This is a genomic window from Mycobacterium sp. TH-M116, assembly GCF_057473685.1.
The window spans coordinates 1-4,397 of sequence record NZ_JBYCLC010000348.1 but is presented as its reverse complement, the minus strand read 5'-3'; the positions used below and the strand labels follow the sequence as shown (position 1 = coordinate 4,397).

Below are 4,397 nucleotides of genomic sequence, written 5' to 3'. Positions count from 1 at the left end.
CCACGCCGGCGTCGGTCAGCTCCGTCATGCCTGTCAGCGTAGGCCAGGATGGCGGTGCCGCGCTGTGGCAGGGTGAAGTGGCAGGGTGAAGCGGATGCGCGTCGCCGTGGTCGCCGGGCCGGATCCCGGGCACTCGTTTCCTGCGATCGCGCTGTGTCGACGCTTCGCCGAGGCCGGCGACGACCCCACGCTGTTCACCGGGGCCGCGTGGCTCGATACCGCGCGCGCCGCCGGCCTGGACGTCGCAGTGCTGGAAGGCCTGGCCGCCACCGACGACGACCTGGACGCCGGGGCCCGAATTCACCGGCGCGCGGCGCGCATGGCTGTGCTCAACGCGCCGGTGCTGCGCGAGCTGGCGCCTGAGCTGGTGGTGTCCGACGTCATCACCGCGGGCGGCGGCATGGCCGCCGAGCTGCTGGGGATGCCCTGGATCGAGCTGAATCCGCATCCGCTCTACCTGCCGTCGACGGGTTTGCCGCCGATCGGCAGCGGTCTGGCCCCGGGCAGCGGGGTCCGCGGCCGGCTGCGAGACGCGGCGATGCGCGCCCTGACCGCCCGGTCGTGGCGTGCCGGGCTGCGGCAGCGGGCAACTGCCCGCGCCGAGATCGGGTTGCCGGCTCACGACCCCGGTCCGCTGCGACGCCTGATCGCCACGCTGCCGGCGCTGGAGGTGCCGCGTCCGGACTGGCCGGCCGAGGCCGTCGTTGTCGGCCCGCTGCACTTCGAGCCGACCGGGCGGGTACTGGAGATCCCCCCCGGCTCCGGCCCGGTCGTGGTGGTCGCCCCCTCGACCGCACTGATCGGGACCGAGAGTCTGGCCGAGATCGCGCTGGGTTGCCTGATACCGGGCGAGACGCTACCGGTGGGGTCGCGGGTGGTGGTCTCGCGGCTGGACGGCGCTGCGCTGCGGGTGCCGCCGTGGGCCGTGGTCGGGCTGGGCCGCCAGGACGAGTTGCTGATGCACGCGGACCTGGTGATCTGCGGCGGCGGTCACGGAACGGTGGCCAAGGCGCTGCTGGCCGGGGTCCCGCTGGTCGTGGTCCCCGGCGGCGGGGATCAGTGGGAGATCGCCAACCGGGTGGTCCGCCAGGGCAGCGGCCAGCTGGTCCGGCCGCTGACGGCCGACGCGCTGGTCGCCGCCGCCGCCGAGGTGCTGTCGTCGCCGGCGTGTCGCCGGGCCGCCCGCGCGGCCGCCGCCGGTGTGGCCGGCGTGCCCGATCCGGTGCGGGTCTGCCACGACGCGCTGGCGTTGGGGGCGGGCTGACCGGCTGGGTATGTTGGCGGACGTGCGGCTAACAGAGTTCCATGAACGGGTCGTGTTGCGGTTCGGTGCCGCCTACGGGCCGTCGGTGCTGGCAGACCACGCGCTGACCGGCCTCGAGGGCCGGACCGCCACCCAGGCGATCGAGGAAGGCGTCGAGCCCCGCGACGTATGGCGGGCATTGTGCGCCGACTTCGACGTGCCCCGCGACCAGTGGTGAGTCGAACTCTCGACAGCCTTGCCCCAGACTGCGTCCATGGTCGGTGCGGACCCGTGGATCGCGCCGTGACCGCAGGTTCGGCGCCCTAGAGGGCGCCAAAGGGCGCAGTCGTCGGATTCCCTCAGTGTCAGGTCGGGCCGTGTCAGGTCGGGCCGTGTCAGGTCGGGCCGTGTCAGGCCGGGCCGTGTCAGGTCGGGCGCGACGTCCCGGCGAGATGTTCGGGCGTCCCTGGCGTGTCCGCTTGAATCGAACAGGTGTTCGTCTAGGGTGGAACCGTTCGACGACGACAACAACTTGTCGGTGGCCATCTCTAGTGTCACGGCCAACCGACCGACATCGGTCCCGAACACACCGACCATAGGAGAAGGCACCATGGCGCAAGCCCCCGACCGCGAGAAGGCACTCGAACTGGCGATGGCCCAGATCGAGAAGAGCTACGGCAAAGGCTCGGTGATGCGTCTCGGCGACGAGATACGCCAGCCGATCTCGGTCATCCCGACCGGATCCATTGCGCTGGATGTGGCCCTGGGTATCGGCGGACTGCCCCGCGGCCGGGTCGTGGAGATCTACGGCCCGGAATCCTCGGGTAAGACCACTGTGGCGCTGCACGCGGTGGCCAACGCCCAGGCCGCCGGCGGCGTCGCGGCGTTCATCGACGCCGAGCACGCCCTTGACCCCGACTACGCCAAGAATCTCGGCGTGGACACCGATTCCCTGTTGGTCAGCCAGCCCGACACCGGGGAACAGGCCCTCGAGATCGCCGACATGCTGATCCGCTCCGGCGCCCTGGACATCCTGGTCATCGACTCGGTGGCGGCCCTGGTGCCGCGCGCGGAACTCGAAGGCGAGATGGGCGACAGCCATGTCGGCCTGCAGGCCCGGCTGATGAGCCAGGCGCTGCGGAAAATGACCGGCGCGCTGAACAATTCGGGCACCACCGCGATCTTCATCAACCAGCTCCGCGAAAAAATCGGTGTCATGTTCGGGTGCATGAACTACTCGACCCGGGTGGTCCTTGCTGACGGCTCCACCGAAAAGATCGGCAAGATCGTCAACAACAAGATGGACGTCGAGGTGCTGTCCTACGACCCCCAGACGGACCGGGTTGTGCCCCGCAAGGTGGTGAACTGGTTCAATAACGGGCCCGCCGAACAGTTTCTCCAGTTCACCGTCGAAAAGTCGAGTGGCAACGGCAAGTCCCAGTTCGCGGCGACACCCAACCACCTCATCCGCACACCGGGCGGCTGGAAGGAGGCCGGCGATCTCTTCACCGGTGATCGAGTGCTGGCCACTGAACCGCGTCGGCTCAGTGATCAGCAGTTCCAGGTTGTGCTGGGATCGCTGATGGGTGACGGGAACTTGTCGCCCAATCGGCACGATCGCAACGGTGTCCGTTTCCGGCTCGGGCACGGCGCCAAGCAGTCGGAGTACCTGCGGTGGAAGACCGCGTTGATGGGCAACATTCGGCATGCGACGCGGCAGGATCCCAAGGGCGCTGGTTTTGTCGACTTCACCCCGCTGCCGGAGCTCGCCGAATTGCAGCGCGCGGTTTATCTCGGAGACGGCAAGAAGTTCTTCTCCGAGGAGTACCTCAAGTCGCTCACGCCACTGGCTCTGGCGATCTGGTACATGGACGGCGGATCATTCAGCTTGCGTTCCAAGGCCTTACAGGGACGTACCGCGGGTGGCAGTGGGCGCATCGAGATCTGCGTCGAAGCCATGGCCGAAGGCACACGTGTACGGTTACGCGACTATCTGTGTGATACGTACGGCTTGGATGTGCGCTTGCGGCAGGTCGGCTCGGCCGGCAAGGCGGTGCTAGTGTTCTCCACCGCTGCTACGGCGAAGTTCCAGGAGCTGGTCGCGCCGTACATGGCGCCGTCTATGGACGATAAGCTGCTGCCACGGTTCCGTGGCCAGCACACGGTGTTGCCACAGTTCGTCGAACCCACGCAGCAGTTGGTGCCGGCCCGTATTCTCGATGTTCATGTCAAGCCGCACACTAGGTCCATGAATCGATTCGATATCGAGGTCGAGGGAAATCACAACTATTTCGTTGACGGAGTAATGGTGCACAACTCGCCCGAAACAACAACGGGTGGAAAGGCTTTGAAGTTCTACGCGTCGGTGCGCATGGACGTGCGCCGGATCGAGACGCTCAAGGACGGCACCAACGCGGTCGGCAACCGCACCCGGGTCAAGGTCGTCAAGAACAAGGTTTCGCCGCCCTTCAAGCAAGCCGAGTTCGACATCCTCTACGGCCGGGGCATCAGCAGGGAAGGTTCGCTGATCGACATGGGCGTGGATCAGGGCTTCGTCCGCAAGTCCGGCTCCTGGTTCACCTACGAGGGCGAACAGCTGGGGCAGGGCAAGGAGAACGCCCGCAACTTCCTGGCCGAGAACGCCGACGTGGCCAACGAGATCGAGAAGAAGATCAAGGAAAAGCTCGGTATCGGCGCGGTCGTGACCGACGATGACGTCCTGCCCGCCCCCGTCGACTTCTGACTCCTCCCGCGAGGAGCAGGCGCGTGCGCTGTGCCTGCGCTTGCTCACAGGGAGAGCGCGCACCCGAGCCGAGTTGGCCACTGCGCTGGCCAAACGCGGATATCCCGGCGACGTCAGTGAACGGGTGCTCGACCGGCTGGCCGCCGTCGGCCTGATCGACGACGTCGACTTCGCCGAACAGTGGGTGCATTCCCGGCATGGGAAGGCCGCAAAAGGCAAGGCCGCGTTGGCCGTTGAGTTGCGCACCAAGGGGGTCGACAACGACGTGATCACCGCGGTGCTGGATGGGATCAAACCGGCTGAGGAGCGGGATAGGGCCGAGCGGCTGGTGCGGACCAGGCTGCGGCGCGAGGCACTGAACAACGCCCAGGACGAGGCCCGGCTCTGCCGCCGGCTGGTGGCGATGCTGTC

Annotated in this window: 4 protein-coding genes; all 4 read left to right on the top strand. The window is 67.6% G+C overall.

Translation table 11 applies throughout. The annotated features are described in order from the left end of the window. Nucleotides 1-94: 94 nt before the first annotated feature. Complete coding sequence (locus AC2VOK_RS17945) at nucleotides 95-1,264, top strand: glycosyltransferase (protein WP_428901672.1); 1,170 nt, start codon at nucleotides 95-97, stop codon at nucleotides 1,262-1,264. Nucleotides 1,265-1,286: 22 nt separating this feature from the next. Next, the gene (locus AC2VOK_RS17940) at nucleotides 1,287-1,481 is read left to right on the top strand and encodes a DUF3046 domain-containing protein (RefSeq protein WP_428901671.1); all 195 of its coding nucleotides are present in this window, start codon (nucleotides 1,287-1,289) and stop codon (nucleotides 1,479-1,481) included. A 372-nt stretch (nucleotides 1,482-1,853) separates the two neighbouring features. Then, nucleotides 1,854-3,986: an intein-containing recombinase RecA gene (gene recA / locus AC2VOK_RS17935; protein ID WP_428901670.1), complete on the top strand. Its 2,133-nt coding sequence runs from the start codon at nucleotides 1,854-1,856 to the stop codon at nucleotides 3,984-3,986. Continuing rightward, the coding region (locus AC2VOK_RS17930; protein ID WP_428901669.1) for a regulatory protein RecX at nucleotides 3,955-4,397 on the top strand (443 nt) is incomplete at its 3' end. The genes recA and AC2VOK_RS17930, both read left to right, overlap by 32 nt.